This is a genomic window from Bradyrhizobium sp. UFLA05-125 (genome assembly GCF_059803515.1).
In genome coordinates, this window is the sequence record NZ_JBANBJ010000064.1 from 1 (window position 1) to 25,745 (window position 25,745).

The 25,745-nt window shown below is 63.4% G+C and carries 33 protein-coding genes; 21 read left to right on the forward strand and 12 right to left on the reverse strand.

Annotated elements, in window-relative coordinates; translation table 11 throughout:
• Together SO156_RS35205 and SO156_RS35210 are read left to right on the forward strand one after the other, a co-directional pair.
• Positions 1 to 478: GyrI-like domain-containing protein (locus SO156_RS35205; RefSeq protein ID WP_498537978.1), on the forward strand; the 478-nt coding region annotated here is incomplete at its 5' end.
• Between the two features lie 5 nt (positions 479 to 483).
• The gene (locus SO156_RS35210; protein ID WP_498537979.1) at positions 484 to 1,194 is read left to right on the forward strand and encodes an SIMPL domain-containing protein; all 711 of its coding nucleotides are present in this window, start codon (positions 484 to 486) and stop codon (positions 1,192 to 1,194) included.
• A 137-nt stretch (positions 1,195 to 1,331) separates the two neighbouring features.
• Here SO156_RS35210 and SO156_RS35215 read toward each other — a convergent pair whose 3' ends face one another.
• A complete protein-coding gene (locus tag SO156_RS35215; RefSeq protein ID WP_498537980.1) occupies positions 1,332 to 2,327 on the reverse strand; it encodes an MBL fold metallo-hydrolase in 996 nt (331 codons plus the stop codon).
• A gap of 269 nt (positions 2,328 to 2,596) precedes the next feature.
• On the opposite strand from SO156_RS35215, the gene ffh reads away from it, so the two are divergent.
• From ffh to SO156_RS35260, 9 genes are all read left to right on the forward strand, one after another.
• Positions 2,597 to 4,156, forward strand: a complete 1,560-nt coding sequence (gene ffh, locus SO156_RS35220) for a signal recognition particle protein (protein WP_498537981.1) — start codon at positions 2,597 to 2,599, stop codon at positions 4,154 to 4,156.
• Positions 4,157 to 4,316: 160 nt separating this feature from the next.
• The gene (rpsP, locus tag SO156_RS35225) at positions 4,317 to 4,649 is read left to right on the forward strand and encodes a 30S ribosomal protein S16 (RefSeq protein ID WP_027523519.1); all 333 of its coding nucleotides are present in this window, start codon (positions 4,317 to 4,319) and stop codon (positions 4,647 to 4,649) included.
• A 9-nt stretch (positions 4,650 to 4,658) separates the two neighbouring features.
• Positions 4,659 to 5,183, forward strand: a complete 525-nt coding sequence (gene rimM, locus SO156_RS35230; RefSeq protein WP_458151554.1) for a ribosome maturation factor RimM — start codon at positions 4,659 to 4,661, stop codon at positions 5,181 to 5,183.
• A 106-nt stretch (positions 5,184 to 5,289) separates the two neighbouring features.
• The gene (locus tag SO156_RS35235; protein ID WP_498537982.1) at positions 5,290 to 5,967 is read left to right on the forward strand and encodes a hypothetical protein; all 678 of its coding nucleotides are present in this window, start codon (positions 5,290 to 5,292) and stop codon (positions 5,965 to 5,967) included.
• Between the two features lie 41 nt (positions 5,968 to 6,008).
• Positions 6,009 to 6,692, forward strand: a complete 684-nt coding sequence (locus tag SO156_RS35240; protein ID WP_498537983.1) for a hypothetical protein — start codon at positions 6,009 to 6,011, stop codon at positions 6,690 to 6,692.
• A 48-nt stretch (positions 6,693 to 6,740) separates the two neighbouring features.
• Positions 6,741 to 7,484, forward strand: a complete 744-nt coding sequence (gene trmD / locus SO156_RS35245; RefSeq protein WP_498537984.1) for a tRNA (guanosine(37)-N1)-methyltransferase TrmD — start codon at positions 6,741 to 6,743, stop codon at positions 7,482 to 7,484.
• A gap of 109 nt (positions 7,485 to 7,593) precedes the next feature.
• Positions 7,594 to 7,974 (forward strand): 50S ribosomal protein L19, encoded by a 381-nt coding sequence (gene rplS, locus SO156_RS35250; protein ID WP_254101811.1) that lies wholly within the window; start codon positions 7,594 to 7,596, stop codon positions 7,972 to 7,974.
• A gap of 460 nt (positions 7,975 to 8,434) precedes the next feature.
• Entirely contained in the window at positions 8,435 to 9,841 is a 1,407-nt protein-coding gene (gene leuC / locus SO156_RS35255) for a 3-isopropylmalate dehydratase large subunit (protein ID WP_498537985.1), read from the forward strand.
• A gap of 98 nt (positions 9,842 to 9,939) precedes the next feature.
• Positions 9,940 to 10,143, forward strand: a complete 204-nt coding sequence (locus SO156_RS35260; RefSeq protein WP_498537986.1) for a hypothetical protein — start codon at positions 9,940 to 9,942, stop codon at positions 10,141 to 10,143.
• A gap of 73 nt (positions 10,144 to 10,216) precedes the next feature.
• Here the strand turns inward: SO156_RS35260 and SO156_RS35265 are convergent, their stop codons facing one another.
• The 3 genes from SO156_RS35265 to SO156_RS35275 form a co-directional block, all read right to left on the reverse strand.
• Positions 10,217 to 10,756: a hypothetical protein gene (locus SO156_RS35265; protein WP_498537987.1), complete on the reverse strand. Its 540-nt coding sequence runs from the start codon at positions 10,754 to 10,756 to the stop codon at positions 10,217 to 10,219.
• A gap of 208 nt (positions 10,757 to 10,964) precedes the next feature.
• Entirely contained in the window at positions 10,965 to 11,231 is a 267-nt protein-coding gene (locus SO156_RS35270) for a hypothetical protein (RefSeq protein WP_458151562.1), read from the reverse strand.
• 96 nt (positions 11,232 to 11,327) lie between these two features.
• A complete protein-coding gene (locus tag SO156_RS35275) occupies positions 11,328 to 11,546 on the reverse strand; it encodes a hypothetical protein (RefSeq protein WP_458151563.1) in 219 nt (72 codons plus the stop codon).
• Positions 11,547 to 11,898: 352 nt separating this feature from the next.
• On the opposite strand from SO156_RS35275, the gene SO156_RS35280 reads away from it, so the two are divergent.
• Positions 11,899 to 12,111, forward strand: coding sequence for a hypothetical protein (locus SO156_RS35280; RefSeq protein ID WP_458151564.1), 213 nt, complete (start codon positions 11,899 to 11,901; stop codon positions 12,109 to 12,111).
• Positions 12,112 to 12,121: 10 nt separating this feature from the next.
• Here SO156_RS35280 and SO156_RS35285 read toward each other — a convergent pair whose 3' ends face one another.
• Entirely contained in the window at positions 12,122 to 12,412 is a 291-nt protein-coding gene (locus SO156_RS35285) for a hypothetical protein (RefSeq protein ID WP_458151566.1), read from the reverse strand.
• Positions 12,413 to 12,571: 159 nt separating this feature from the next.
• Here SO156_RS35285 and SO156_RS35290 point away from each other — a divergent pair, with 159 nt between their 5' ends.
• The 4 genes from SO156_RS35290 to SO156_RS35305 all read left to right on the forward strand — a co-directional run bounded on the left by SO156_RS35290 (position 12,572) and on the right by SO156_RS35305 (position 15,506).
• On the forward strand, positions 12,572 to 12,970 hold the full coding sequence (locus tag SO156_RS35290; RefSeq protein ID WP_498537988.1) for a metallopeptidase family protein: 399 nt from the start codon (positions 12,572 to 12,574) through the stop codon (positions 12,968 to 12,970).
• Positions 12,971 to 13,293: 323 nt separating this feature from the next.
• Positions 13,294 to 13,899 (forward strand): 3-isopropylmalate dehydratase small subunit, encoded by a 606-nt coding sequence (leuD, locus tag SO156_RS35295; protein WP_458151699.1) that lies wholly within the window; start codon positions 13,294 to 13,296, stop codon positions 13,897 to 13,899.
• A 114-nt stretch (positions 13,900 to 14,013) separates the two neighbouring features.
• Positions 14,014 to 14,799, forward strand: coding sequence for a glycosyltransferase family 32 protein (locus tag SO156_RS35300; RefSeq protein ID WP_458151594.1), 786 nt, complete (start codon positions 14,014 to 14,016; stop codon positions 14,797 to 14,799).
• Between the two features lie 287 nt (positions 14,800 to 15,086).
• The gene (locus SO156_RS35305) at positions 15,087 to 15,506 is read left to right on the forward strand and encodes a hypothetical protein (protein WP_458151609.1); all 420 of its coding nucleotides are present in this window, start codon (positions 15,087 to 15,089) and stop codon (positions 15,504 to 15,506) included.
• Positions 15,507 to 15,547: 41 nt separating this feature from the next.
• Here the strand turns inward: SO156_RS35305 and SO156_RS35310 are convergent, their stop codons facing one another.
• From SO156_RS35310 to SO156_RS35320, 3 genes are all read right to left on the reverse strand, one after another.
• The gene (locus SO156_RS35310; RefSeq protein ID WP_498537989.1) at positions 15,548 to 16,360 is read right to left on the reverse strand and encodes a BA14K family protein; all 813 of its coding nucleotides are present in this window, start codon (positions 16,358 to 16,360) and stop codon (positions 15,548 to 15,550) included.
• Between the two features lie 359 nt (positions 16,361 to 16,719).
• Positions 16,720 to 16,965: a DUF3551 domain-containing protein gene (locus tag SO156_RS35315; protein WP_498537990.1), complete on the reverse strand. Its 246-nt coding sequence runs from the start codon at positions 16,963 to 16,965 to the stop codon at positions 16,720 to 16,722.
• A gap of 187 nt (positions 16,966 to 17,152) precedes the next feature.
• Positions 17,153 to 17,425 (reverse strand): SemiSWEET family sugar transporter, encoded by a 273-nt coding sequence (locus SO156_RS35320; protein WP_498537991.1) that lies wholly within the window; start codon positions 17,423 to 17,425, stop codon positions 17,153 to 17,155.
• Positions 17,426 to 17,651: 226 nt separating this feature from the next.
• Between SO156_RS35320 and SO156_RS35325 the strand changes: the two genes are divergently transcribed.
• Together SO156_RS35325 and SO156_RS35330 are read left to right on the forward strand one after the other, a co-directional pair.
• Positions 17,652 to 18,152 carry a DUF1269 domain-containing protein gene (locus SO156_RS35325; RefSeq protein ID WP_498537992.1) on the forward strand — a complete coding sequence of 167 codons (501 nt, stop codon included), beginning with the start codon at positions 17,652 to 17,654 and terminating at the stop codon, positions 18,150 to 18,152.
• A 727-nt stretch (positions 18,153 to 18,879) separates the two neighbouring features.
• Positions 18,880 to 19,290 (forward strand): RidA family protein, encoded by a 411-nt coding sequence (locus SO156_RS35330; protein ID WP_498537993.1) that lies wholly within the window; start codon positions 18,880 to 18,882, stop codon positions 19,288 to 19,290.
• A 78-nt stretch (positions 19,291 to 19,368) separates the two neighbouring features.
• Here the strand turns inward: SO156_RS35330 and SO156_RS35335 are convergent, their stop codons facing one another.
• A complete protein-coding gene (locus SO156_RS35335; protein ID WP_498537994.1) occupies positions 19,369 to 20,250 on the reverse strand; it encodes an HpcH/HpaI aldolase/citrate lyase family protein in 882 nt (293 codons plus the stop codon).
• 126 nt (positions 20,251 to 20,376) lie between these two features.
• Between SO156_RS35335 and SO156_RS35340 the strand changes: the two genes are divergently transcribed.
• Positions 20,377 to 21,021, forward strand: a complete 645-nt coding sequence (locus SO156_RS35340; protein ID WP_458151604.1) for a carbonic anhydrase — start codon at positions 20,377 to 20,379, stop codon at positions 21,019 to 21,021.
• A gap of 124 nt (positions 21,022 to 21,145) precedes the next feature.
• On the opposite strand, the gene SO156_RS35345 is transcribed toward SO156_RS35340, so the two are convergent.
• Complete coding sequence (locus SO156_RS35345) at positions 21,146 to 22,180, reverse strand: aspartate-semialdehyde dehydrogenase (RefSeq protein ID WP_458151605.1); 1,035 nt, start codon at positions 22,178 to 22,180, stop codon at positions 21,146 to 21,148.
• Positions 22,181 to 22,296: 116 nt separating this feature from the next.
• Here SO156_RS35345 and SO156_RS35350 point away from each other — a divergent pair, with 116 nt between their 5' ends.
• Entirely contained in the window at positions 22,297 to 23,079 is a 783-nt protein-coding gene (locus SO156_RS35350) for a hypothetical protein (RefSeq protein WP_498537995.1), read from the forward strand.
• 178 nt (positions 23,080 to 23,257) lie between these two features.
• Positions 23,258 to 23,641: a hypothetical protein gene (locus tag SO156_RS35355; protein ID WP_458151607.1), complete on the forward strand. Its 384-nt coding sequence runs from the start codon at positions 23,258 to 23,260 to the stop codon at positions 23,639 to 23,641.
• A 50-nt stretch (positions 23,642 to 23,691) separates the two neighbouring features.
• On the opposite strand, the gene SO156_RS35360 is transcribed toward SO156_RS35355, so the two are convergent.
• Both SO156_RS35360 and leuB read right to left on the reverse strand, forming a co-directional pair.
• A complete protein-coding gene (locus SO156_RS35360; protein ID WP_498537996.1) occupies positions 23,692 to 24,360 on the reverse strand; it encodes a DapH/DapD/GlmU-related protein in 669 nt (222 codons plus the stop codon).
• A gap of 169 nt (positions 24,361 to 24,529) precedes the next feature.
• Complete coding sequence (gene leuB / locus SO156_RS35365) at positions 24,530 to 25,642, reverse strand: 3-isopropylmalate dehydrogenase (protein ID WP_498538010.1); 1,113 nt, start codon at positions 25,640 to 25,642, stop codon at positions 24,530 to 24,532.
• Positions 25,643 to 25,745: the final 103 nt, after the last annotated feature.

Genomic DNA, 25,745 nt, shown 5'->3' on the forward strand with positions numbered 1-25,745 from the left:
CGCCCCGGTTCAGGCCGCCGATCCCTTTGGCCAGGAGATGACGCTGGAGCCAAAGAAGGTCGTGATGGCCAAGGGCAGTGCCAACTGGGATTCTGCCTTCGACACGCTGATCGATTCGTTCAAGGCGCTGAATGCGCTTTTGGACAAGCAGGGCATCAAGCCCGCGGGCAATCCAATGATCGTCTACACCTCGACCGACGACACCGGCTTCACCTTCCTCGCCGAGATCCCGATCGATCAGGAGCCCAAGAACCTCGGCAAGGACATGAGCATCGGCAAGTCGCCGGAGGGCAAGGCGCTGAAGTTCGTCCATCGCGGCTCCTACGACAACATGGACAACACCTATGAGGCGATCACCAATCACCTCGACGACAAGAAGCTGGAAGCCAAGGACACATTCATCGAGGAGTACCTCACCGATCCCCTGAAGACGGCCGAGGACAAGCTCGTGATCAACGTCTATGTACCGCTGAAGTGAGAGTGATGAAGAGCAACGCGATCATGGCCGCTATTTTTACCGCCGCGCTCGGCGCGTCTCCTGCGCTTGCCGACGATTTTCCGTCAGCGATCTCGGTGAGCGGGGAGGCGAGCGTTTCCGCGGCGCCTGATCTCGCGCAGATCGATGCTGGCGTTGCAAATGACGCGAAGACTGCGAAAGAGGCCTCCGACGCCAACAACGCGGCGATGGGCAAGGTGCTGCTGGCCTTGAAAGGCGCAGGCATCGATGAGAAGGACTATCAGACCTCGCGGCTGTCGCTCCAGCCGCAATATGTGACCTCTTCCAAGACCTCGGACCGCGCAACCAGCATCGTCAGCTTCCGCGCCAGCAACCGCGTCACCGTCAAGATCCACGACGTGACCAAGGTGGCCAATGTGATCGACACGCTGGTGGGTGCCGGCGCCAATGATGTCGGCAACATTTCCTTCGAGGTGACGCAAGCCTCGAAACTGCTCGACGGCGCCCGCGAGCAGGCGCTCGCCGACGCCCGCCGCAAGGCCGAGATCTACGCGAAGGCGGCCGGCGTCACGCTGGGCGCACCCATCAGCATCTCCGAAGGCGGCGGCCCGATGCCACTGTTCAAGAGCCGCATCGCCGCCGCACCAATGGCCGCAGCCCCGGCGCAGGTCGCTCCCGGCGAGGAGACGCTGTCGGTGACGGTGAATGTCAGCTGGGCGATCAAGAAGGATCAGTAACTCTTGTGTCCCGGACGCGCTGCGGCACGTAGTGACGCTGCGCAGAGCCGGGACCCATCTACTTGCGCACAGTCTGGGCCCCGGCTCAGCAGCGCAGCACTGACGTGCTGCGCTGCGTCCGGGGCACGAGACGAGAGCTAGATCTCCACCACCTGCCCCGGCTTCAGCGCCACGAACCGCTCGCGCGGGATGTTCGCCGCATCCAGGGCTTCGTGCAACGCCCTCGCCGGCGCATCAATCGCCTCATCCGTGAGCTGGAACGTACCGTGGTGATGCGCCAGTGCAGCCCGCGCGCCGCAATCGACCAGCGCCTTCACGGCGTCTTCCGGATTCATGTGCTGCTCGCGCATGAACCAGCGCGGCTCGTAGGCGCCGATCGGCAGGATCGCAAGACGCAAGGGCCCATGCGCTTCACCGACGCGGCGGAAATGCGTGCCCTCGCCATAACCGGAGTCGCAAACGACATAGATCTTCCCCGCAGGCGTCTCCAGCACGAAGCTCGCCCACAGCGCCCTGTTGCGGTCGAACAGGCTGCGCGCCGACCAGTGCCGTGTCGGCACCAGGTGCACGGCAATGCCGCCGCCGAGCTCGACGCGGTCGTGCCAGTCGAACGCCTCGGCGCGGATTGCGCCGTCGCGCTCACGCATGGTGAGATCATTGCCGAGCGGCGTGATGACGCGCGGGGCGAAATTCTTGGCGAGCCGCGACAGCGTCGCGATATCGAGATGGTCGTAGTGACCGTGCGAGACCAGCACGACGTCGATCTTCGGCAGCCTGTCGAAGGCGATGCCGGGATCATTATGGCGCTTCGGTCCGGCCCAGCCAACCGGCGAGACCCGCATCGACCAGACGGGATCGACGAGGATGTTGAGCCCACCGGTCTGGATCAGCCAGCTCGCGTGGCCGACAAAGGACAACCGCACCTTGCCGCCGTTGACCTCTGCCGGCGGATAGTCGGCATAGGGGCTTGGAACCCATTTCGGCCAGACCGACCGGTCGCGCTTGCCGCCAAATTGCCAGCGCAGGACCTCGCGCAGCGATTTCGGCGGCACCCCGTTGGGGTCGAAGAACTTTTGGCCGTCGAAATGATCCGACGGCGGTCCGGAATAGGTCTTATTGCTGCGGCGGGTCATTTAACGGCCCGAATGGCCCCAAAATAAAGGTTCCGGCATGGAATAAGCAGCCGGACCGGCCCCTTCAAGATGCGGCATTTCGGCTTGTTTCCTTGACTTTTGTGCCTTGCGGGGGTTTAAGGCCGCACCACTTCTCGGAAAGGCTTTCTTTTCGACCCGCCGACTGGTCCCTGAGGCCAGAGGTCAACGCCCGACAGCGCGATGCGCCCTCGGGCGCAAAGGTGTTTGGAAGATCGCATTTTTCGCGAGCAGGACAAAGGACGACTTCATTGTTCGACAATCTGTCGGAAAGGCTTGGCGGCATCCTCGATCGTCTGACGGGGCGCGGTGCGCTGACCGAAAAGGACGTCGACGCCGCGATGCGCGAGGTGCGCCGCGCGCTGCTGGAGGCCGACGTCGCGCTCGAAGTGGTGCGCAGCTTCACCGAGCGCGTGCGCGAGCAGGCGATCGGCGCGACCGTCGTGAAGTCGGTCACGCCCGGCCAGATGGTCGTCAAGATCGTCCATGACGAGCTCATCAACACGCTCGGCGCCGAAGGCCAGACCATCGACGTCAATTCCGTGCCGCCGGTGCCGATCATGATGGTCGGCCTGCAAGGCTCCGGCAAGACGACCACCACCGCAAAACTCGCCCGCCGCATGGTCCAGCGCGACAAGCGCAAGGTGCTGATGGCTTCGCTCGACGTCTACCGCCCGGCGGCGATGGAGCAGCTGGCCGTGCTCGGCCGCGATCTCGACATTCCGACACTGCCGATCGTCGCGGGCCAGCAGCCGCCGCAGATTGCGAAGCGCGCGCTGGAAGCCGGCAAGCTCGGCGGCTACGACATCGTGCTGCTCGACACCGCCGGCCGCACCACGCTCGACGAAGAGATGATGGCGGAGGCAGCCGCGATCAAAGCCGCCGCCAACCCGCACGAAGTGCTGCTGGTTGCGGATAGCCTCACCGGCCAGGACGCCGTGAATCTCGCGCGCTCCTTCGATCAGCGCGTCGGCCTCACCGGCATCGTGCTGACTCGCGTCGACGGCGACGGCCGCGGCGGCGCTGCGCTGTCGATGCGCGCGGTCACCGGCAAGCCGATCAAGCTGATCGGCACCGGTGAAAAGACCGACGCGCTGGAGAATTTCCACCCCGACCGTATCGCCGGCCGTATCCTCGGCATGGGCGACGTGGTGTCGCTGGTCGAACGGGCCGCCGCCAACATCGATGCCGAGAAGGCCGCGCGCACCGCCGAGCGGATGCGCAAGGGCCAGTTCGACCTCAACGACATGCGCGAGCAGCTCTCGCAGATGGCCAATATGGGCGGCATCAGCGGGCTGATGGGCATGATGCCCGGCATCTCCAAGATGAAGAACCAGATCGCGGCCGCAGGGATCGACGACAGGATCTTGAAGCGCCAGGTCGCGATCATCGATTCCATGACGCGCGAGGAGCGCCGTCATCCCGACCTGCTCAAGGCCAGCCGCAAGAAGCGCATCGCCGCAGGAAGCGGCCAGAGCGTCGAGCACGTCAACAAGCTGCTCAAGATGCACCGGAACATGGCCGACGTGATGAAGGCGATGGGTTCGGGCAAGCGCGGCCCGCTCGCCGGTATCGCGCAGGCCATGGGCTTTGGAGGCGGCATGAAGATGCCCTCGCCCGAAGAGATGAAGGCGCTGCAGGAGAAGATGCAAGGCGCGGGTGGCGGCGGACAGGGCCTGCCCAATCTGCCGAAGGATTTGCCCGCTGGCCTGCGCCAGGGCCTCCCCAATGTGCCGGGGCTCACGGGCCTCAGCAACAAGCCGACCCTTCCGGGGCTCGGCGGCTTCCCCGGACTGGGGAAGAAGAAGTGACGTCACTCTCTCGTCTCGTCATTCCGGGGCACGCCGTCCGAACTCGGGTTTACCCGAGTTCGGTTTTGAATTTGTCCAAGTCGGCAACAGCCGACTTGGATGCGCGCGCCCCGGAATGACGAGCTGATTTTTTCAATTAACCAACACTCAGGAGACCAGAATGTCCGTCGTTATCCGCCTCGCGCGCGCAGGCACCAAGAAGCGCCCCGTCTATCACGTCGTCGTCGCCGACTCGCGCTTCCCGCGCGATGGCCGCTTCATCGAGCGTCTCGGCTATTTCAACCCGCTGCTGCCGAAGGACAACGAGACCCGTCTCAAGCTCGACATGGACAAGGTGAAGGCCTGGCTCGCCAAGGGCGCGCAGCCGTCGGACCGCGTGATGCGTTTCCTTGACGCTGCCGGCGTCAAGAAGCGCGAAGCGCGCAGCAACCCGCAGAAGGCCGTGCCGCGCAAGGAGCGCAAGGCGCAGGCCGAAGCGGCCGCGAAGGCCTAAGGCTAGCGCATGCCGGCGCTGGTCTGCGTCGCGCGGATCGGCGCCGCGCATGGTGTGCGCGGCGCGGTCAAATTGTGGACCTTCACCGAAGATCCCTTTGCCGTGCGGCGCTATGGTCCGCTTCTCACCAAGGACGGCAAGCGCCAGTTCGAGGTCGCGCAAGCGCGCGAGGCCAAGGATCATCTGGTCGCAACGTTCAATGGCGTCACGACCCGCGATGAGGCCGAACGGCTCAACGGCATCGAGCTCTACGTCGCGCGCGAAAAGCTGCCCGCGACGAACGAGGACGAATACTACCACACCGATCTGATCGGGCTCGCCGCGGTCACCACGGCCGGCGAAGCGCTCGGCCGCGTGCTCGCAATCCATAATTTCGGCGCCGGCGACATCATCGAGATCGCTCCGCCGAAAGGCACGACGCTGCTGCTGCCGTTCTCCAACGCGGTGGTGCCGGAGGTCGACCTCGCAGGCGGGCGCGTCGTGATCGCGCTGCCGCAGGAGATCGAAGGCGAGGACGAAGCCCCAGCGACGTGACGAGGCGGTGACGCCGGAGACGCGGCGAAACGACTTGCCATTGCCGTCAGGCTCGTGCACGTTACGGTTGCACCCACCCGCGAGTCCTATCCCTCCGGAGATATCAATGTTGTGTCGCTGTCTTCTGGCAACGATCGGCCTGCTTGCGTCCGTCACCGCCCTCTGCGCCCAAACGCCTCAAAATCCTTCGGCCGCGACCACCGAGACCCCAGCGGTGGAGGCCATGGAAGACCCTCAACTCGGCGACCACTGGACCTACGAGCTACGCGACGAGATCACCGGTGATCTCAAGTCGACGATTACGCGCACCATTACCGACATCTCACCCACGGAGATCGGGATCAGGCTGGCGGTGCTCGGGAAATCGGACGTCGGCTATCAGAGCTATGATCGCTCCTGGGACATGATCACCAATGGCGTGTGGCGATCCACCCCCAATGACGGCATGGGGATTCGCACTCCGCTCGCGGTCGGCAAGAGTTGGCCGGTGAAGGCCACCGACTTCAACAGCACCTCCGGCGTCAGCCTGAAACGGACGGGTACGGCAAAGGTGACGGCCAAGGAGAGCCTCACCACGCGCGCTGGAACGTTCGAAACCTACAAGATCGAGATATCGATCGAATCCCGCAATGCCAACGACACCACCAAGAAATATCTGGCTGAGCAGCAGATCTGGTACGCGCTTTCGATCAATCATTGGGTGAAGCGCACTTCCGTCAGCCGTTCGGACGGCCGGGTGCGCGACCGCAGCATGGTCGAACTGATCGAATACGGGCGCCGCTGACCGGTCGGGTCGAGAAGAGCGATTATGGTGGGGGATTTCTGATGCTTCGAAAATCGATGATGGCGATCGCTTGCCTGCTTGCTGCGAGCACGTCGGCCTGGGCCGCGGACGATGCACCGGCAACTTCGGCGGCCCCTGCCGCTTCAAAACCGGTGGTCACAATGGAGGAGCCCCTCCAGGGCGACTTCTGGACCATTGAGGTGCATGATGAGATCAGCGGGACGGTGAGCGCAGTCCGCACGCACACCGTCACCGAGGTCTCCCCGACCGAGATCAGCATCCGCGTCACGACCGAAGGCAAGGAATCCCCGGGCCTGATCGTCTTCGATCGATCGTGGAATGTGAAGACCTCGGGCGAGTGGAAATATCAACCCGGCGACGGCAGCGGCATCCGTACGCCACTGAAGGTTGGCGATAGCTGGAATTTCTCCGGCGACGACGTCAACTCCGGCAAAGGCAATATCTGGAAGCGCTCAGGCCGTTCGAAGATTGTCGGTCAGGAAACCATCACCACCAAGGCCGGCACGTTCGAGACGTACAAGATCGAAACGACGCTCACCAGGCGCCCGACCAACGACCCGACCCGCAAGAGCAACATTACGACCTTGACCTGGCACGCGCCGGCGATCGACCACTGGGTGAAACGTACCTATGTCTCGCGCAGTAACGGCCACCTGCTGATCAACAACGTCCTCGAGGTCGCCGCATACGGCCGCAAGCAATAGCCCCGGCGGGGGCTCGACCTCTCGGCCGCAATGCCCTAACCAGCGGCCATGACAAACCCCTCACCCTGGCGCGCGACGGTGCTGACGCTGTTTCCGGAGATGTTTCCGGGGCCGCTCGGCGTAAGCCTCGCCGGCCGGGCGCTGGCCGCGGGCCTCTGGGGGCTCGAGGCGCGGGACATCCGGGCGTCCGCGACCGATCGTCACCGCAGCGTCGACGACACGCCGGCCGGTGGCGGACCGGGCATGGTGCTGCGAGCGGATGTCCTGGCCGCAGCCATCGATGCCGCCGAAATCGGCCCGGAGCGACCAAGGCTCCTGATGAGCCCGCGCGGTCGGCCACTGACCCAGGGTCGCGTCGTCGAGCTTGCACAGGGCCCAGGCCCCCTGATCGTCTGTGGCCGGTTCGAGGGGATCGACCAGCGGGTGATCGACGGACGAGGCCTGGAGGAGGTCTCGATCGGCGACTACGTGCTCTCAGGCGGGGAAATCGCCGCGCTGGCGCTGATCGACGCCTGCGTCCGGCTCTTGCCGGGGGTGATGGGCAAGGAGGCCTCGGGAGCCGAGGAAAGCTTCTCGGACGGCCTCCTGGAATACCCCCAGTACACGCGCCCGCAGCTGTTTGAGGGGGTTCCGATCCCCCAAATCCTGACCTCAGGCGACCACGCCAAGGTCGCGGCCTGGCGGCGGGCCGAATCCGAGGCCCTGACGGCCGTTCGGCGGCCAGATCTGTGGGAAAAAGCGGCGAATCGGGCCTCCGGCCAAAAAACGCCAAAAAAAAAGACAGACGGGTGACAAACGCTCCCGCTTGCCTTATAGGAGCGGCCAAATCCGCAATGGCTGGATAAACGAATTTCGCGCAGCCCCCTCTTTTCGTGGCTGGGCGCGCCGATGGAGAATACCCATGAACCTGATCAAGCAGCTCGAAAAAGAGCAATTCGACAAGCTCTCCGCCGGCAAGGAGATTCCGGAATTCGCCCCCGGTGACACCGTGATCGTCAACGTGAAGGTCGTCGAAGGCGACCGCACCCGCGTGCAGGCCTATGAAGGCGTCTGCATCGGCCGTTCCGGCGGCGGTCTCAACGAGAGCTTCACCGTGCGCAAGATTTCCTACGGCGAGGGTGTCGAGCGCGTATTCCCGCTGCTCTCCCCGATGATCGACTCGATCAAGGTGGTGCGCCGCGGCAAGGTGCGTCGCGCCAAGCTCTATTACCTGCGCAACCTCCGCGGCAAGTCGGCCCGCATCGTCGAGAAGCAGGACCGCGCGACTGCAGTCAACGAGTAATCTTCGCAACAGGCGGATCGACAAAAGGCGCGGGGCTTGGCTCCGCGCTTTTTTGTTTGCGCTCACGCCAAGCGAGTAGTGCCCGTCCCTCATTGAGGAGCGCGGAACGCGCGTCTCGAAGGATGAAGGCCCGGTCCGTGGCCTCGCCCTTCGAGATGCGCGCCAAGGCGCGCTCCTCAGGGTGAGGGGCATGCCCTGTGCGAGCATTGAAACCACTCGCGCTTCCAAATCGGCCTGCTATATATTCCTTGGAATGTTTCCAGATCAGACCAGCAACGCCCCCATCAAGCGCATCGTCATCGACGATCGCTCGCGGCTGCCTGGCCGGTTCTTCGGACGCTTTGCGACCTCGGCAACGTCAGAGCTTAGCTGCGCAGCTTGAATGCTGCGCTGACGGTTTTGTTGCCCGCGCGTAACCCGCGCTTCACATCGCTACCAAACATTGCTGGAGCTCACGCTCATGTCCAAACCGACCACGCTGTACGACAAGATCTGGAACGACCACCTGGTGCACGAAGCCGAGGACGGCACCTGCCTGCTCTACATCGACCGCCACCTGGTGCACGAAGTGACCTCGCCGCAGGCCTTCGAAGGCCTGCGCGCCACCGGACGCAAGGTGCACGCGCCCGAAAAGACGCTCGCCGTCGTCGACCACAACGTGCCGACCACCGATCGCACCAAGCCGAACCCCGACCCCGAGAGCATCGAGCAGATCAAGGCGCTCGCGGAGAACGCCAAGGAATTCGGCATCGAATATTACAACGAGTTCGACAAGCGCCAGGGCATCGTCCACGTCATCGGCCCCGAGCAGGGTTTTACGCTGCCCGGCACCACCATCGTCTGCGGTGACAGCCACACCTCGACACATGGCGCGTTCGGCGCGCTCGCGCACGGCATCGGCACGAGCGAGGTCGAGCACGTGCTGGCGACGCAGACGCTGATCCAGAAGAAGGCGAAGAACATGCGCGTCACCGTCGACGGCAAATTGCCGGAGGGCGTGACGGGCAAGGACATCATCCTGGCCATCATCGGCGAGATCGGCACCGCGGGCGGCACCGGCTACGTGCTGGAATACGCCGGCGATGCAATCCGCGCGCTCAGCATGGAAGGCCGCATGACGGTCTGCAACATGTCGATCGAAGGCGGCGCCCGCGCCGGCCTCGTCGCCCCTGATCAGAAGGCGTTCGACTTCCTGCGTGGCCGGCCCAAGTCGCCGCAGGGCGCAGCCTGGGATGCCGCGATGCGCTATTGGGAGAAGCTGCGCTCCGACGACGGCGCGCATTTCGACCACGAGCTGCGGCTGGATGCTGCCAAGCTGCCGCCGATCGTGACCTGGGGCACCTCACCTGAGGACGTGATCTCGGTGACCGGCCTCGTGCCGGATCCGGACAAGATCGAGGATGAGGCCAAGCGCCTCTCCAAGCATCGCGCGCTGAAATATATGGGCTTGGCCGCGGGCACGAAGATCACCGACATCAAGCTCGATCGCGTCTTCATCGGCTCCTGCACCAACGGCCGCATCGAAGACCTGCGCGCTGCGGCGAAGATCGCCGAGGGCAAGACCGTCAGCGCCCATGTCAACGCCATGGTCGTGCCGGGCTCCGGTATCGTGAAGGAGCAGGCCGAGGCCGAGGGTCTCGACAAGATCTTCATCAAGGCCGGCTTCGAATGGCGCGAGCCGGGCTGCTCGATGTGCCTCGCCATGAACCCGGACAAGCTGAAGCCGGAAGAGCGCTGCGCCTCGACCTCGAACCGCAATTTCGAGGGCCGCCAGGGCTTCAAGGGCCGCACGCACCTGGTCTCGCCGGCGATGGCGGCGGCGGCTGCGATCGCGGGTCACTTCGTTGACGTCAGGGATTGGCGCTGAGCCAACCCTGCGCAATTCTAACGATCCCGGCAAGCGTGCCTTAAGCGGCATGCCCCAAGACTTCATCCTCGCGGCGAGCTCGCGAGGATGAAAAGGCCATGGCCAACAAGCCGGAATATGTCGATCTCATCACCGATGCGACGCGCCAGCATCGGCGGCGCGGCGCGCCGCTGCGCGTCCTCGCCAAGCCGGAGGTCGAGGAAACCTCGCGCTTGAGCCGTTGGCCGCCGGCGATGTTCCGGCAATGGAAGCTCGACAATCTGATGCGATGGAAGTCTGCTTCCTGGAAGCTCAGGGATTAGCTCTGAGCTGACGCAGCTCAAACCAAGGGCGCCTCGCGGGCGCCCTTTTTCGATTCAGCCGTTGCGTTTCACATCACCAATAGCGATGCCGCCAGCCCCAGTGGTGCCAGCGATGCCAATGGTGCCAGCGGCAGATGCGGCGCGGACCCCAATGAGTCCAGATCACCCGGCAGCGGTGCCAGCGAGGGTAGCTGTAATAGGGATAGTAGCCGCCGTAGAAGCGCCGGTGGAAGTAGCGATGCCGGTAGTAGGGACGGTAGATTCCATAGTGACGATATCCGCCGTAGCGATAGCCGCCGCCGTGAAAGGCCGGCGCGGCACGGAAGCCGCCGCCGTGGAAACCGCCGCCACGGAAACCGCCGAAATGCGCACCGCCGCCGCCGTGAAAGCCTCCGCCGCCGTGAAAACCTCCACCACCACGGAAGCCACCCCCGTGGCGGACCTGCATGACCATGTCATCGGCGGCGGCTTTCGCGGCCGGTAAGGCGACCGGATTGATTGGGGTCAGCGCCTCGGCGCGCTCTGCAGTCCCTGCCGACAGCACCAGCGCCGCCGCGGCCGCAAGTCCGAACAAGCGGATCATGCCTGCCCGGGGATCAAGACTCCTCAGCATCAAACCCTCCCTGGATCTGGACAGCGCGGCTGTGAGCCTCGCCTCGACGTTGCGAGGCGGGCTTGGCGGGCGCTGTTCATTCGCGGTCGCTCCCCAAGATTAAGTTAGGGACAGCGACGTGAACCCCTCATGAATGAACGAGGCGCAGAGAGTCGGCTGCGACGGATCGTTGCGAGAGAGTGTGCAGGTGTGCGAACCAAGATCGCGCTCACCACCACGGCCCGAAGCCGAGCACGAAGGGAGCGGGCACGCTGTAAGGATAGGGCCGATAGTAGACGGGGCGCGCGTAGTAGTGTGGCTCATAGGGCGCAGAGCGCCGAACGTGACGCGCGCTGCGGTCATGACGCGGCGCACCGAAATCGACTGTTCGCACTGAGACCTGGTGCGGCGTTGCGACTGACGTCGCCGCAACCGATGCATCAGACAAGACCATCGCCAGTCCCAAAGCACCGGTGATGACGATCGCTGTCTTCATGACAATCTCCATGCCGCCAGCATGGGGCCTTCACGATATCATCTGCAAGCGAAAACAGGCCCGGATACCGGGCCTGTTTTGCCGCCGATCGACGCTTCACCACCAGTGACGGTGATGCCAGTGGTGCCAGCGCCAGTGATGATGGTGCCAGCCATGCCAGCCCACTTCAGTCGTCGTGGCCGCGACATCCTGTACCGACTGAGCGGCGCCGGGATTGATCAGCGATGCGGCCTGCGCGCGCTCGATGGGCGCAGCACATATGAGCGCCGCTGCGATGGCAGCAAGACTGAGCACCTTAGCTTTCGTTGATTGCATGTCGTCCTCCTCCGATCACCAAGTGTGACGCAATGTGTGTGACGCAATCCAGCATGACGTCACGGAGAGGACGCTAGAGGCGACCGGCTGAATCGTGTATGAATGGACGCGCCGCAAAGACGCTGCAAAGAAATGCACGAGACCTGCGGCCAGATATTTTCGAGACCCGCGCAATACATTTCATTTGCGCCAACAAAACCAACCGTCAACGATCGGCGTATCTTCTGGACGACTAAGCGCGATGAAATCGGGATGAATCGTCATCGCGCTTTAGGTTTTTTGTTTGCGCATGATCTTTTCGGAAAACCGCTTCGCACTTTTCCGGATCATGCTTCAGATGCAGGAGATGGTGATGGCGCAGTGTCGCGGTGGGCTGCCGGTTTCTCGCCTTGCTGTTTCAACGGTCACGCTGTTCGGCTCGGAGGCGGCGCTCGCCGCGCAGGGACCGGGCGTCGAAGCCGGCACGGCGAGCCCGTTCGCACAAGCGGTGATGGCAATCCTGGTCTATGGCGCATCCGCGCTCGTCGTCGGCGTCGGCCTGATCGGCGCGCTGCGCGGGCGCTAGGCGAGAGACGTCAGCCCCGCCGCCAGTAGCAGCTCATGCGCGGCACGATCACGGTGCCGCTCGGCCGATATTCCTGCACATAGGTGGCATTGCATTCCCGCACCGCGTCCGGGCCGGGATTGTAGCGCGGATAGACCCCATCCGGCGTCTCATACGGCACCACGCGCAATCGCGGCCGGCGGCGCGGCGGCGGGACATCCGGGGGCAAGGCGTCCGGCAAGAAGACCTGGGCCAACCGGATTTCGGCGCCAGTCGTCTGGGCTTTGGCGCCGGAACCCAAAAACAGCGAAAACAACCCCATGCAAAGTAAGATCCGTCCCGCTGTTACCGCCCGCATCGTGCCACCCACCTGAACCGTCCCATCAAGGCGCCGTACGCTCCCCGTTTTGGCGTCGCGCGTCAACCTTGCCACGATCATAAAGCCAGATGCATCGCCGGGGAACCCGCGCTAAGAGGAGGCATGTGGACGGAATTGAAAGCGCCCTCACTCGCCGAAATGGAGGTGGTGGCGCATGACATCTTCGAGCGCCTGCCCAAGCACTTTCGCGATCTCTGCGAAGGCGTGGTCATCCGCGTCGACGACTTCCCGACCGACGAGGTTCTGGACGAGATGGACTGCGAGAGCGAGTTCGACCTGCTCGGGCTGTTCCAGGGGGTCGGCCTGCCGCAGCAGAGCCTTGGTGACGTGGCGCGGCTGCCGAACATGGTCTGGCTCTACCGCCGGCCGATCCTGGACAATTGGGCTGAGCATGAGGAGCGCCTCGGCCATATCGTCCGCCATGTGCTGATCCACGAGATCGGCCACCATTTCGGCCTCTCGGACGACGACATGGCCGCGATCGAGGCTCAGACGGATTGAAGCGGCCCCGCAGCGGCGGCGCGCTCCCTCCCCCGCTTGCGGGGGAGGGCTGGGGAGAGGGTGCGTCCGCAATCGAGAACCCCCAAGAGGAGAGAACCCTCACCCGCGCCTTCGGCATAGCCGAGGCTTCGCCTCGGCGTTCTTAGAACACGGCCGTCGGAGGCGGCCTGCGCTCTCCCGCAAGCGGGAGAGGTGAAGTCCCGATGCCGCACCAGCTCAAGCTCAGACCCGTAAAGCAGATGAGGCCTGCCGAATTTGGCCTAGGATTTGGGCCCCGATCGCGATAAACAGCCGTTCCCCTGACCTACCCGGGAAGCGCAACCATGGACAAGTTCACCACGCTGGAAGGCGTCGCGGCGCCGCTGAAGATCATCAATGTCGACACCGACATGATCATTCCGAAGCAGTATCTGAAGACCATCAAGCGCACCGGCCTCGGCAAGGGGCTTTTCTCCGAGCAGCGCTATAACGACGACGGCAGCGAAAATCCGGATTTCGTCCTCAATCAGCCCGCCTATCGCAATTCGAAGGTGCTGGTAGCCGGCGACAATTTCGGCTGCGGCTCGAGCCGCGAGCACGCGCCCTGGGCGCTGCTGGACTTCGGCATCCGCTGCGTGATCTCGACCTCGTTCGGCGACATCTTCTACAACAACTGCTTCAAGAACGGCATTCTGCCGATCCGCGTCTCGCAGGAAGACCTCGACAAGCTGTTCGACGATGCCGAGCGCGGCGCCAATGCGACGCTCACCATCGACCTGCCCAACCAGGAGATCCGCGGCCCCGACGGCGGCAAGGTCAAGTTCGAGATCGACCCGTTCCGCAAGCATTGCCTGATCAACGGCCTCGACGACATTGGCCTCACGATGGAGAAGAAGGCCTCGATCAACACCTACGAGGAAAAGCTCAAGCGCGAACGCGCTTGGGCTTGAGCTTGGGCCTGAGACCGGCTTTAAGTTTCGAGCCCCGGTGCGATGCGCGCCGGGGCTTTTTCTTTGCCCGCTTGTTCTTTGCCCTCTTGCGTTTGTCATTTATAGCTTCCGCGCATGTTGCCCGACATCGTCACCTTCTGGCATGGCCCGATGGACGCGCTGCGCCAGACCTGTCTGCGCTCGCAGCTCAAGGCCGGGCATAGGGTCACGGTCTACAGCTTCGACACCATTCCCGGCCTTCCAGCCGGTGTCGACAACGCGGAAGCGGAGGCGATCCTGCCGCATGCGTTCTCCGAAAAGTTGCGGCCACCGCAACCGGACGGAAGCTGGCGCGACTGGACCACGCTTCAGTTCAGCGACTTCTTCCGCATGAAGCTGATGGCGCAAGGCGCAGGCCTGTGGCTCGACGCCGACGTGCTGCTCTTGAAGCCCGTCGAGATCGATCCGGCAAAACCCTATTTCGCCTGGGAGCGGCCGCGCCAGCTCGGAAACTCCGTGCTGTATCTGCCGCCCGAGCACGGCATCGTTCGCGCATTCGAGGCGCTGATGAAGCAGGAGGAGCTGACGCCGGACTGGCTGTCGCTGCGCCATCGCGTGACGTTTGCACTGCGCCGCCTGCGCGGCGGCTCGAACCGTCTCTCGGATATTCGCGTCGCGATCTACGGACCCGCCGCGCTGACCGCGCTCGCGCACCGCTTCGGCGAACTGAGCTACGCACTGCCGAAGCAATCGTTCTACGCCGTGCATGCCGAGCCAAGACTGTTCTTCGAGCCATCCAACTATCTCGGCCTCGTCGCCAACCCCGAGATCATCGGCCTGCACATCTCGCCCAAGGGACGCGGTGGCCAGAAGCCGATTCCGGGAAGCCTGTATGCCTGGGCGACGGAGCGGTTTGCGTGACTCGTGCTCCACCCGCCCTGCCGCGACGCCCAGGGCGACCAGCACGTGACCTCAAGAGCTAAGGCGCCGAAGCATCCACATCGTCATGGCCGGGCTTGTCCCGGCCATCCACGCCTTGCCCGGCGGCACGAAGAACGTGGATGCCCGGGACAAGCCCGGGCATTGACGACCTCTCGTGGATGCTCATATGCGATTATCTTTACCCCGCATCGCTGTTTGATCCAGCGCAACGCGATTTCCTGCAGGTCTGCTCTACTCGCTTCAACACCGTCGAATGGAGCTTCGAGATGAGCACCGAGAGCAGACCTTATCCCGTGGTGCAGAACCTCATCGATTCCTTTGCCGGCTGGCTGAAGCATCGCCGCGAGTTGAATGAAATGCGGCAGCTCGATCGTTCCGACTTCAACCGGATCGCAAGCGATCTGCGCGTCTCACCGGATGATCTCGAGGAGCTGGTCCGTCACGGCCACCATGCCGCCGACGAACTGCCGAAAATGCTGGTGCAGCTCGGCATCAGCGAGGAGCAGCTCGGCCGCGCGCAGCCGCTTCTGCTCCGCGACATGGAGCGCGTTTGCGCTCTGTGCAACGAGAAGGCGCACTGTCACCGCGACCTCGCCGACGGCACCGCCGCCGAGAACTACGGGGGTTATTGCCCGAACGCCTCCACGCTGGAGACGCTCGATCGCACGGGCCACGCACCGCACTGACGACCCGCGGGAGCATTCGCTAGGGCGGGTACTTCAAGCAGCTATGGGCAGGGATGGACCTGTCCGTCATAGCCCCTGTAACTTCCGGAGGATGGATTATAGGTTCGATATTGCTGACAGTTGGCGCCCGTGCTCTGGCTCACAGCCCGGTGCCGTCGGCCTGTTTCAGTTGCTCTATTCTCTTGTTCACCTTGCCCCACTGCAACGCCAGCAGGCTGCTTGGTGGCCGGCGAGTCCTCGACCGGGATCGCGTTCTTCTCTTCGATGGCCTGGCGCACTTGTGCCAATTCAGTTGCCAGCGCCTCGGCTCGATCGTGCTCCTGCTGCAGCGACTGCCGCAATTCCGTCGTCGCACTCTCGATTGACTGCTTGGGTTGTTGCGCCACCTCGCTCGCCCCACTGCTGCCGCGTGGACGTGCCAATCCCGTCGTCTCGGTTCTGCTTTGCGCCTTCGCACCGTCCCCCCCAAGCGCAGTGGTGGCCGAGAGCTCCCGGGGATTCAGCATTGTCCGCTGCAAATAGACCCCGCCAATGACACCTGCGATGACCATTGCGGCGATCCACCAACGTGCAGATCCTCGTCGCTCGTGCAGTGGCACAATCTGAACAGTCTCTGCAAGCGCAGAGCCCATCGCGGTGGCGGGTCGCTCGGGGGGCATACCCGACGGCGGGGACTTAAAAAAATTGTAGCACGGGTACCAGTGCGATGGCGTCATCTGGATCACTTCGCCGTACTCGCCGATCCATTCATCGGTCTCGGCAGACCACCGAGCAACCTCAAAGCTTTCGCTCGCTTCATCCTCGAGCACGATGGTGTGCCCATTCTTCGGTGCGATCTCTATCGGATAGCGCATGCGAAGGACGCCTCTTCAACTTGACGGGCAGGTCAATGATGACCTGCGCTGGCTGGGAATTCAGGAAAGTCGCATCGCTTTCATTTTTGTCAGCATCCCTCTCACGACCGTGACCATCACCCTGCTTAGAATGCACAGTGAGGCGACCATAATTATGACTAGAGCAATTGCGCGATGATGTTCCCGTGAGGTTCCTGAGGACGCGGACGCCCAGATCAGCGAAGAGCAGCTCGGCCTCGCGCAATGCGACCGCGACCTCGTCCGCGACGCCGCGGCCGAGAACTACGGGGCTACTGCCCGAACGCCTCCACGCTGGAGAGGTTCGATCGCAGGGGCGGCGCGCCGCCCTGACAAGCGGTCTACTGGGTCAATTTATAGCAGTGCCCGCCGCCCCTATGCTTTACACGCGCGCGGCAAGTATCCAGCGTCGAAAATGAGCAGTCCGGTTGTCCGGCGGCTTTGGCCCCTCTCAATTGCGCACAGAACGTGGCAGCATTGGCAGCTGGAGGACTGAGAACGAAGCCCATCGAGAGAAGCGTCATCGCGGAGATAAGCGCCAGCTTTGCACGCGACATACCGATTCCTCCTATGCGATTCTGCCCCATTCTTCTTGTTCGAGATTGCCAAAACGTGCTGCTCGTTCAGTGGTTGCTAAGCGCGCGTGCAAGGTTTCAAAAATCCTCATTCGGCAGCCCTTCGCAGCGACGGCTCGTTAGCCGGATGCCTGGGTGTTGCGGAACATCCACCCGCTGCCTGGGTTCCGGCGAAGTCAAATGTGAGCGCGCCCTGTCGTCATGATCGCGCCTCTTGGCGACGAAAGTACATGTATGCGCCGACGGTCAGGTAATTGGTCGCGACCGCGATCACATTCCACATGATGATGTTCCTCGAGCCGATGGATGCGCCATAGATCACCCAGAGAATTTGGAAAGTGCCCATGATGGCCGCCATTCTGGGGTTCATGCCGACGCTCGAGCGTCGCTTCAGCATGGCAATGAGGTCGGGCAGTGCGGCGAACGTCGTCCCGAATCCCGCCGCGAAGCCGACGATCTGAGTGAGATCCATCACCCCTCCTCTCACATGCGCGGGCAGGCAAGTTTGCGGCGCGCCCTGTTTGACGACACGTAAGACAATCCCGCTTACTCAATTTGCACGGGCCCTTAAAGCATCTCCGACTCGTGAACACATGGAACCGATTAGCCGACAAGAGACTTTCCGGTCTGTGTTAAACGTTGCCCGCGCGCATCAAGCGCGAGCAGGGGCAGCACTCAAGTCAGTACGGGAGTGTTCAATGTCAGACCTTGTTGCGATCGTGTACCCATCCGAAGCCAAAGCAGAGGAAGTTCGGCAGAAAATACTCAAGCTCCAGAAGGAGTATCTGATCACGATCAATGATGCCGTGATCGCAGTCAAAACGGGGGATTCCGTCAAACTCAATCAGCTGGTGAACACAACTATGACGGGCGCCGCGAGCGGCAGCTTCTGGGGACTGCTGTTTGGCCTGGTGTTCTTGAATCCTCTGATCGGCGTAGCTCTCGGTGCCGGCGCGGGCGCATTGGGCGGCGCGCTGACCGACTTCGGGATTAGAGATCAGTTCATGAAGGATCTCGCCGCGAAGGTGAAATCGGGAGATGCCGTTCTGTTCCTGCTGATCCAGAGCATGACCTCAGACAAGGTTCTCAATGAGATCAAGGTTGCGGGAGGGACGGTCCTCAAGACCTCGCTCGATGAAAAGAAGGAACAGCACCTGCGCGATACACTCGCAGCCGCAGCTCAGTCCAAAGCTGCCTAGGTCCAAGACTGTCTAGGCCAAGACTGTCTAGGCCAAGGCTGCTAGCCGCATGAGGCAAGGCCTGGGAGAGCAAGAGTCGCCGAGGGCGGCCAGGAGCAGATCGTGCGAAAATCGACTTTATGGGCGCTCGCTATCGCCGCTGCTTCGGCGGCGGCGATGACAACTGGCGGTCGTTCGCAGGCGGCCCTGATGGCACCACTGGGCCTGCATGAGGCCGCAGATCAGCTTCGTCTTACCGAAACGGTCCAGTTCACCTGGGGAGGCCGCCGTTACTGTTGGTACAACGGCGGATGGCGGGGCGGCGGCTGGTACTGGTGTGGCTACAATTGGCGGCGCGGCATGGGCTGGGGTGGTCCGGCCGGGTGGCGTGGGTGGCGACGGCCAGGCCACCGCCCGGTAGCTCGCCCACCGACAGTTCGCCCGCCGGCAGCTCGCCCACCGAGGCCAGGTCGACCGGGGCCAAATCGACCTGGGTCAAGCCGGCCGGGAATGCAGCGACCGCAAACACTCCCTGAGCGCATTCCCAACAGGTGATGGTCACCGCTTTGCCCGGCCGTAGGCATCAGACGGCCGGACATCGCTTTTTCTGAGCACAGCCTTTACCCTTGCTCATCGCCACGATCGCATCCGCACTCGCGATCGAGCGGCGCCGCTATGGCAGCGCCTCCAGAAATCCGAGTTGGGACGCCTTTCAGACCTGCCGGCGTGTTGGTAGGTGAGATACGAAATGAGGCAGACGATGAAATCCCGGGTAGAAACACTCACGCCGCCGAACACGCCGAAACCGATTGGACCTTACAATCACATCGCCAAAGTCGGTGAACATATTTGGATCGGGGGGACCGCCGGAGTCGATCCAGCGACAGGACATTTGGCAGGGGCAGACATCGGTGCGCAGACACGGCAAATCTTCAAGTCATTCCAAGTGATGCTTGATGCTGTCGGCTCCGACCTCAGCCACGTGACTCACATCAACGTGTTCTTGCAGCACATGTCCGACTTCGAGGCGATGAATGCCGCCTATGTCGAGATGATGGGCGACCACAGACCCGCGCGCACAGTTTTTTCTGTCCAGGAACTCCCCAAGCCAGGCGTCTTGCTTACGATGAACCTTACGGCGGTGACGCGAGAGCGATGATCCGCGGCGCGCCGCACGGCGCGGTCACGAGCGGCAATTCTCTTCGCGAAAGGCGACCGTCGCTTTTGAGCGTAGGCCCTAGCCCTGGCTCATCGCGGCGATCGCATCCGCGATCTCGATCGTGCGGCGCGCCATGTCGGCGTGCAGGCGCTCGACCATCTGGCCGTCGAGGCGGATCGCGCCGCGCGAGACGTTCTCGGGCAGTTCGAACGCTGCGATGATCTTTCGGGCACGCGCGACGTCCTCCTCAGGCGGCGTGAAGATGACGTTGCAGGCCTCGATCTGCGAGGGATGGATCAGCGTCTTGCCGTCGAAGCCGAGATCGCGGCCCTGCGCGCATTCCGTCGCGAAGCCGCTCGAGTTGTTGATGTCGCTGTAGGGCCCATCGAGGATCTCGAGGCCGTGCGCGCGCGTTGCCAGGATGCAATGGGTGATCATCGGGATCATCGCGGCGCGGCCCTCCAGCATCCTGATCCGCGTCTCCCGCGAAATGTCGTTGGGCCCGAACACGAACCCGACGAGGCGCGTATTGGGATCACGCGAGGCGGCCGAGAGCTCTTCTGCATGCAGGACTGCACGCGCGGTCTCGATCATGGCCCAGACCTTCACCGTCGGCGCGGCGCCGAGTTCGGCGAGGCGCCGGCCGATCGTGTCGAGATCCTCGACGCTGGAGACCTTTGGAACCAGGATGCCGTCGGGCGAGGATTTTGCGGCCATGGCGACGTCGTCGGCCCACCAGGGCGTATCGAGGCCGTTGGTCCGGATCAGGATCTCCCGCCTGCCAAAGCCCTTTGCGGCGATCGCGGCCGCGATCTGGTCCCGCGCCATCGCCTTGGCGTCCGGGGCGACGGAATCCTCCAGGTCCAGGATCAGGCCGTCGGCCGGCAGGATGCGGGCCTTCTCCAGCGCGCGGGGGTTGGAGCCGGGCATGAACAGGTGGCTGCGGCGCGGGCGGGTCATGCGAGCGTTCCCTTCAAGCTTCAAGTGTTCCCTGGAGGTCAAAGCATTCTCTCCGGAGCCGATAGCACCCGGCCTGCCTATTCGAAAGGCTTGTTCGCCCCTGCGGTATATGATTAGGCATAGGCCATGATCACTTTCCCTCAGCACTTGCTTGACGGCTACAAGGCCTTCGCGACGCAGCGGCTGCCGACCGAGCAGACGCGCTATCGCGAATTGTCGGTGAAGGGCCAGTCGCCGGAAGTCATGGTGATTGGCTGCTGCGATTCCCGTGTCTCGCCGGAAGTGATCTTCGACGTCGGTCCGGGCGAGCTGTTCGTGATGCGCAACATCGCCAATCTGGTGCCGACGTATCAGCCCGACGAGAATGCGCACGGCGTCTCGGCGGCGCTGGAATATGCCGTGACGGTGCTGAAGGTGAAGCACATCGTGGTGCTCGGGCACGCGCAATGCGGTGGCATCCGCGCCTTCGTCGACAAGATCGAGCCGCTCAGCCCCGGCGACTTCATCGGCAAATGGATGCAGATGTTCATCAAGCCCGGCGAGGTTGTCGAGCAGCGCGACCGCGAGACGATGGCGCAATTCGTCGAGCGCATCGAGAAAGCCGCGGTGTTCCGCAGCCTCGAAAACCTCATGACCTTCCCGTTCGTGCGCAAGGCCGTCGACGTCGGCCAGATGCAGCTCCACGGCGCTTATTTCGGCGTCGCGGAGGGATCGCTGTTCGTGCTGGACAAGGTCACGAAGGAATTCAAGAGCGTACGCGAAGGCGAGTAGTCCGTAGGGTGGGATAGCCGAAGGCGCAACCCACCGCTTCTTTCACCGCGGAAACCAAAGAGGTGGGTTACGCTTGGCGGACTGCGCTTCGCGCAGCCGCAAAGCTAACCCACCCTACAAATCCTCAAGCCGCCTTCTTTTTCGCCGTGATCAGCTTGCGGTTGATCAGGACCTCGGCGATCTGGATCGCGTTGAGCGCGGCGCCCTTGCGCAGATTGTCCGACACGCACCAGAACGCGAGACCGTTCTCGACCGTGGCATCCTCGCGGATCCGGCTGATATAGGTCGCGTCCTCACCGGCCGCTTCGTATGGCGTGGCGTAGCCGCCGGGCTCCTGCTTGTCGATGACGAGACAGCCGGGCGCCTTGCGCAGGATCTCGCGCGCCTCATCGGCTGCGAGCGGGTTCTCGAATTCGACGTTGACGGCTTCCGAATGGCCGACGAAGACCGGCACGCGCACGCAGGTCGCGGAGAGCTTGATCTTGGGATCAAGGATCTTCTTGGTCTCCGCCATCATCTTCCACTCTTCCTTGGTGTAGCCGTCCTCCATGAAGACGTCGATGTGGGGAATGACGTTGAAGGCGATCCGCTTGGGGAATTTTTTGGCGATCAGCTCGTCATTGGTGTAGACGGCCTTGGTCTGCGAGAACAATTCGTCCATCGCGTCCTTGCCGGCGCCCGACACCGATTGATAGGTCGAGACCACGACGCGCTTGATGGTCGCCTTGTCGTGCAGCGGCTTCAACGCGACAACGAGCTGTGCCGTCGAGCAGTTCGGGTTGGCGATGATGTTCTTCTTGGCAAAGCCCTTGGTCGCGTCCGCATTCACCTCCGGCACGATCAGCGGCACGTCCGGGTCCATGCGCCAGGCCGAAGAATTGTCGATCACGACCGCACCGGCGGCGCCGATCTTCGGCGACCATTCCTTCGACACGCTGCCGCCCGCCGACATCAGGCAGATGTCGACGTCGGAGAAGTCGTAATGCTCGAGCGCTTTGACCTTCAAGGTCCGATCGCCATAGGAGACCTCGACGCCGACGCTGCGACGTGAGGCCAGCGCCACGACCTCATCCGCGGGGAATTTGCGCTCATCGAGGATGTTGAGCATTTCCCGTCCGACATTGCCGGTCGCTCCGACGACTGCGACTTTGTAACCCATCGTTCACTCTCCGGATGAAAAAGGCCTTCCCAAAGCGGCGCGCTTAACCAGGAAGAGCAGCGCTTCTATGCGAGAACCGCCCTCAAGACAACGTTTGACCGTGCCAGAAGGCATTGATGCCGCCGTACCAGGCCCCCGCGGCCGCATTTCCCAGAACCAGGATCCATCTGGCACTCCTAGGCTTTGCCGACGAGATCGTCGGCACGCTGGCGCGCCTGTTCGTCTATGTGGGGACGCTGGCGCTGCTTGCCATCCTCGGCCTCGCCGCACTCGGCCAATTGCCGAGCCTGCATGACGACGAGCCGGCGACAAGACCAGGCTGGAGCGTGGCCGACCGCTCGCATCCCGCCTTTGCTGTCGGCCGCCTCGATTCCAACGACAAAACAGACGCTTACATCATCCTTCGGCATCCCGAGGGTGGCCGCAAGGACATCATGCGCTGGGTGGGCGATACGCCGGTCCCGGTCGCCGAACTCGAAATCTATCGGCTCGGCGATGAATTCGACCCGGCCGCACGCCTGCCTTCGGACATGGCAACCCGAATGGGTCTCGGTGCGGCGGCGCCGCTCGAGGAAGCCGGCGTCATCGACAGCAAGTTCGGCTCCGTAGCCCTGTATCGTCCGAGCGGGCAAGCCTCCGGCTGTCTCGGCTATTTCAAGCGGATCGAAGAGCCGGGCTTGCAGATTTCCGGCTGGTCGTGCCAGGGCGACGCGCTGCCCGCCCGGCGCGCCGCGATCGCCTGCACGCTGAACCGGCTGACGCTGCTCACCTCCGGCAACGAGCCGAAGCTGGCCGAATTGTTCGCCCATGCCGAGCTGAAGCGCCGTCCCTGCGGCCCGCCTTCCTCCGCGGACTGGCTGATGGGCGCCAGAAATGCGCAGCTACGCGGCGCGCTTTGACGCGCAGCAAGCCCAACTAGCTGGCAAGCGGCAGGCAAGTGACTGGTTTTCATGCAACTTTTGGCCGCAGGCGCAATTATTCCGGCGCGGTGTGACCCAATTGACCTAGTTGCGGTCCCCCCCGGCGCGCTAGTATGAGGTGAAATCGATTGGCGGCCTGCCGCCTGAAGGGGACGTGATGAGCTCGAAATTTTCCGCCGCGAACAAATTGGCGCTGTGGCTTGCGGCGGGCACTGTTGCCGCCATCGGCTTCACCGCCTCGGTCGACGCCCAGACCAAGCGCACCTATGACGATCGCGGCCGCGTCTATTACGGAGCGAGCGGCCCCAACGTCGTTTATCAGCAGGGCCCGCGTACCCGCATCTATGTCAGCAAGCGCTCCTGGCTCGACGGCGGCACCGAGGTCAATCCGGGCGACCGCAAGTTCATGGACTATGCGTTTCCGCCGGAGATCGGATATCCGACCTTCGCCCGCGAGAACAACAACCGTCCGATCGATCGCCAGCCGCTGTCGACGCCGGCCGATGTCGGCGGCTATCCGCGGAATTTTCCGCTCTACTGAAGCGGACATGGCAGATAGAATCGAAATGGCCGGGCTCACGCCCGGCCATTTCATTTTGCGATGACGTCTGGTTCTACCGACCGGGTACCAAAAGCCCGGTCGTGGCGTTCGCAAAATCGTTCGATCGCCTCGGAGCGAAAATCCCCCAAGCGCTCGAAGATGATCTCATCCGGCCAATCCCACCAGGCGATACGGCGCAGGCTCTCCGCGACAGAATCGGGAAAGCGCTGGCGGATGGGACGCGCAGGAACGCCGCCGACGATGGTGTAGGGCTCTACGCTGCGGCTGACGACCGCGCCCGCGGCGATCACCGCGCCGTCGCCGACCGTCACGCCCGGCAGCAGGATGGCGGCATGCCCGATCCAGCAATCATTGCCAACGATCACCCGGTCGCTGCGGCGCTCCGCAAAGAAGTCGCGGTCACGGGTCGCTGTCGCCTCGTAATACTCGGGGCAATAGGTGAAGCGATGTTGGGACGGCCGACCCATCGGATGGTTCGGCGCGCCGATCCGCACCGAGTTGGCGATTGCCGTGAATTTCCCGATCGCGGCGTCGGCGACCTCGCAGTTCTCCCCGAGATAGGAATAGTCGCCGAGCGAGGCGAATTCGATGCGCGTGTTGCAGAGGATTTCGCAACGGCGCCCGATCTGCGCCTCGCGCAGGCGCACCGTTTCATGGATGACGGTTTCCGCGATCTTGGGGCGGGGTGAGGCATCCATGAAGCGGCTCCTGAGATGTGGGGCGGTGCATCCCGGTCACGTTTACGCCGGACCGCGTAGGGTGGGCAAAGGCGCTCTTGCGCCGTGCCCACCATCTCTCCGCGACTGCGATAGAAGGGGTGGGCACGCTTCGCTTTGCCCACCCTACAACGCGCTACGACTCTTGCCGTTACGCGTGCAGCTTCTGCAATTCCTTCAGGATCGCTTCGCCCATCTGCGTGGTCGAGGCGGCGGTGGTGCCTTCCGACTTGATGTCCGCCGTGCGCAGACCGCTGGCCAGCACGGCCGCGATCGCGGCGTCGACCTTGTCGGCGAGCGCGCCCATGTCGAAGGAGTAGCGCAGCGCCATGCCGAAGGACGAGATCATCGCGATCGGATTGGCGAGGCCCTTGCCGGCGATGTCGGGCGCCGAGCCGTGCACGGGCTCATACAGCGCCTTGCGCTTCCCGCTCTTCACATCGACCTCGCCGAGCGAAGCCGAGGGCAGCATGCCGAGCGAGCCGGTCAGCATCGCAGCGATATCCGACAGCATGTCGCCGAACAGGTTGTCCGTCACGATGACGTCGAACTGCTTCGGCCATTTCACCAGCATCATGCCGCCGGAATCCGCGAGCTGATGCTCGAGCGTGACGTCGGGATATTCGCGCTTGTGAACCTGGGTCATGACCTCGTTCCAGAGCACGCCGGACTTCATGACGTTGCGCTTTTCCATCGACGTCACCTTGTTCTTGCGCTTCTTGGCAAGCTCGAAGGCGACGCGGCCGATGCGCTCGATCTCGTAGGTGTCGTAGACCTGGGTGTCGATGGCGCGCTTCTGGCCGTTGCCGAGGTCGGTGATGGTCTTCGGCTCGCCGAAATAGACGCCGCCGGTGAGCTCGCGCACGATCACGATGTCGAGGCCCTCGATGGCCTCACGCTTCAGGCTCGAAGCATCGGCGAGCGCCGGATAGCAGACGGCGGGACGCAGGTTGGCGAACAGAGCGAGATCCTTGCGCAGCCGGAGCAGGCCGGCCTCGGGGCGCACCTCGTAGGGAACCGCATCCCACCTCGGACCACCGACCGCACCGAAGATGACGGCGTCGGCGTCCTTGGCCTTGGCCATGTCACCCTCGGAGATCGACGCCTTGTGCGCGTCATAGGCGGCGCCGCCGATGAGCCCGGCGTCGGTCTCGAACTTGGCGATCCCGGCCGCATTGAGCCAGTCGATCAGCCGCTTCACCTCGCCCATCACTTCGGGGCCAATGCCGTCACCGGGGAGCAGCAGCAGTTTATGGGTCGCCATCATCGGTTCCTCTTCGATCGAATTCGGCCGGAGTGCTAGAGCGGCGTTGCGTGCTTGGCAAGACACCATTGCCGCGGCGCGGCTGTGCAAGCCGGGCGGGGCC

Bases quoted from the DNA above. Each gene is read 5' to 3' on its own strand.
- SO156_RS35210 (WP_498537979.1), top strand. From the start codon at position 484: ATGAAGAGCAACGCGATCATGGCCGCTATTTTTACCGCCGCGCTCGGC.
- SO156_RS35215 (WP_498537980.1), bottom strand. From the start codon at position 2,327: ATGACCCGCCGCAGCAATAAGACCTATTCCGGACCGCCGTCGGATCAT.
- rpsP (WP_027523519.1), top strand. From the start codon at position 4,317: ATGTCCGTCGTTATCCGCCTCGCGCGCGCAGGCACCAAGAAGCGCCCC.
- rimM (WP_458151554.1), top strand. From the start codon at position 4,659: ATGCCGGCGCTGGTCTGCGTCGCGCGGATCGGCGCCGCGCATGGTGTG.
- SO156_RS35235 (WP_498537982.1), top strand. From the start codon at position 5,290: ATGTTGTGTCGCTGTCTTCTGGCAACGATCGGCCTGCTTGCGTCCGTC.
- SO156_RS35240 (WP_498537983.1), top strand. From the start codon at position 6,009: ATGCTTCGAAAATCGATGATGGCGATCGCTTGCCTGCTTGCTGCGAGC.
- trmD (WP_498537984.1), top strand. From the start codon at position 6,741: ATGACAAACCCCTCACCCTGGCGCGCGACGGTGCTGACGCTGTTTCCG.
- rplS (WP_254101811.1), top strand. From the start codon at position 7,594: ATGAACCTGATCAAGCAGCTCGAAAAAGAGCAATTCGACAAGCTCTCC.
- leuC (WP_498537985.1), top strand. From the start codon at position 8,435: ATGTCCAAACCGACCACGCTGTACGACAAGATCTGGAACGACCACCTG.
- SO156_RS35260 (WP_498537986.1), top strand. From the start codon at position 9,940: ATGGCCAACAAGCCGGAATATGTCGATCTCATCACCGATGCGACGCGC.
- SO156_RS35265 (WP_498537987.1), bottom strand. From the start codon at position 10,756: ATGCTGAGGAGTCTTGATCCCCGGGCAGGCATGATCCGCTTGTTCGGA.
- SO156_RS35270 (WP_458151562.1), bottom strand. From the start codon at position 11,231: ATGAAGACAGCGATCGTCATCACCGGTGCTTTGGGACTGGCGATGGTC.
- SO156_RS35275 (WP_458151563.1), bottom strand. From the start codon at position 11,546: ATGCAATCAACGAAAGCTAAGGTGCTCAGTCTTGCTGCCATCGCAGCG.
- SO156_RS35280 (WP_458151564.1), top strand. From the start codon at position 11,899: ATGGCGCAGTGTCGCGGTGGGCTGCCGGTTTCTCGCCTTGCTGTTTCA.
- SO156_RS35285 (WP_458151566.1), bottom strand. From the start codon at position 12,412: ATGGGGTTGTTTTCGCTGTTTTTGGGTTCCGGCGCCAAAGCCCAGACG.
- SO156_RS35290 (WP_498537988.1), top strand. From the start codon at position 12,572: ATGTGGACGGAATTGAAAGCGCCCTCACTCGCCGAAATGGAGGTGGTG.
- leuD (WP_458151699.1), top strand. From the start codon at position 13,294: ATGGACAAGTTCACCACGCTGGAAGGCGTCGCGGCGCCGCTGAAGATC.
- SO156_RS35300 (WP_458151594.1), top strand. From the start codon at position 14,014: ATGTTGCCCGACATCGTCACCTTCTGGCATGGCCCGATGGACGCGCTG.
- SO156_RS35305 (WP_458151609.1), top strand. From the start codon at position 15,087: ATGAGCACCGAGAGCAGACCTTATCCCGTGGTGCAGAACCTCATCGAT.
- SO156_RS35310 (WP_498537989.1), bottom strand. From the start codon at position 16,360: ATGCGCTATCCGATAGAGATCGCACCGAAGAATGGGCACACCATCGTG.
- SO156_RS35315 (WP_498537990.1), bottom strand. From the start codon at position 16,965: ATGGGGCAGAATCGCATAGGAGGAATCGGTATGTCGCGTGCAAAGCTG.
- SO156_RS35320 (WP_498537991.1), bottom strand. From the start codon at position 17,425: ATGGATCTCACTCAGATCGTCGGCTTCGCGGCGGGATTCGGGACGACG.
- SO156_RS35325 (WP_498537992.1), top strand. From the start codon at position 17,652: ATGTCAGACCTTGTTGCGATCGTGTACCCATCCGAAGCCAAAGCAGAG.
- SO156_RS35330 (WP_498537993.1), top strand. From the start codon at position 18,880: ATGAGGCAGACGATGAAATCCCGGGTAGAAACACTCACGCCGCCGAAC.
- SO156_RS35335 (WP_498537994.1), bottom strand. From the start codon at position 20,250: ATGACCCGCCCGCGCCGCAGCCACCTGTTCATGCCCGGCTCCAACCCC.
- SO156_RS35340 (WP_458151604.1), top strand. From the start codon at position 20,377: ATGATCACTTTCCCTCAGCACTTGCTTGACGGCTACAAGGCCTTCGCG.
- SO156_RS35345 (WP_458151605.1), bottom strand. From the start codon at position 22,180: ATGGGTTACAAAGTCGCAGTCGTCGGAGCGACCGGCAATGTCGGACGG.
- SO156_RS35350 (WP_498537995.1), top strand. From the start codon at position 22,297: ATGCCGCCGTACCAGGCCCCCGCGGCCGCATTTCCCAGAACCAGGATC.
- SO156_RS35355 (WP_458151607.1), top strand. From the start codon at position 23,258: ATGAGCTCGAAATTTTCCGCCGCGAACAAATTGGCGCTGTGGCTTGCG.
- SO156_RS35360 (WP_498537996.1), bottom strand. From the start codon at position 24,360: ATGGATGCCTCACCCCGCCCCAAGATCGCGGAAACCGTCATCCATGAA.
- leuB (WP_498538010.1), bottom strand. From the start codon at position 25,642: ATGGCGACCCATAAACTGCTGCTGCTCCCCGGTGACGGCATTGGCCCC.